This window comes from Corynebacterium sp. MSK122 (assembly GCF_030229435.2).
Lineage (GTDB): Bacteria > Actinomycetota > Actinomycetes > Mycobacteriales > Mycobacteriaceae > Corynebacterium > Corynebacterium marquesiae.
The window spans coordinates 1-516 of sequence record NZ_JASPHV020000072.1 but is presented as its reverse complement, the minus strand read 5'-3'; the positions used below and the strand labels follow the sequence as shown (position 1 = coordinate 516).

The following is a 516-nucleotide window of genomic DNA, read 5'->3' as shown; positions in this document are numbered from 1 at the left end:
GCCGTTTCGCATCATGGAGAAGAGAGCGTTGAGGCGTCGGCGTGCGAGTGCGACGACTGCGGTGTTGTGTCTTTTGCCTTCTTTGCGTTTTCGTTCATAGAATTGCCGGGAACGCTCGTGGAATCTGATCGATGCAAAAGACGATTGCCATAGGGCGTTCTTTAATTTTTGTTGAGCGATCGTCTGCCCCCATGTGTTGGGCGACTGCGACGGTTAATCGGCTGATGTTGTTGGGCTGATCGACAATGACAAGGACTGAGGTGTTGTCGGCGAGGAATTGGCCGAAGAGCTTGCGGAGCGAGCCTTTATGCTGATTGATGCGTTTGGGCAGGACTTGTCTGCCTTGGGGATCGAGGACGCAGGCGTGGTGGAAGTATTTGCCGACGTCTACGCCAATGACGAAGTCATAGGCCATGGGTGTGTTCCTCCTAGCGATGAATTAGAAGTTGGACTATTTGAGCTTCATCGCTGGGGGTGGTCGGACATACTTAGTACTGGCATCTACATTACTGTGAG

1 protein-coding gene and 1 pseudogene are annotated in these 516 nt (G+C 52.5%); both read right to left on the bottom strand.

The features are described from left to right. A pseudogene (locus QP934_RS11515) lies at positions 1 to 171 on the bottom strand (IS110 family transposase); the annotation flags it as partial. Next, the gene (locus QP934_RS11510; RefSeq protein WP_419127592.1) at positions 95 to 415 is read right to left on the bottom strand and encodes an IS110 family transposase; all 321 of its coding nucleotides are present in this window, start codon (positions 413 to 415) and stop codon (positions 95 to 97) included. The pseudogene QP934_RS11515 and the gene QP934_RS11510, both read right to left, overlap by 77 nt. Positions 416 to 516 lie beyond the last annotated feature (101 nt).

Bases quoted from the DNA above. Each gene is read 5' to 3' on its own strand.
- QP934_RS11510 (WP_419127592.1), bottom strand. From the start codon at position 415: ATGGCCTATGACTTCGTCATTGGCGTAGACGTCGGCAAATACTTCCAC.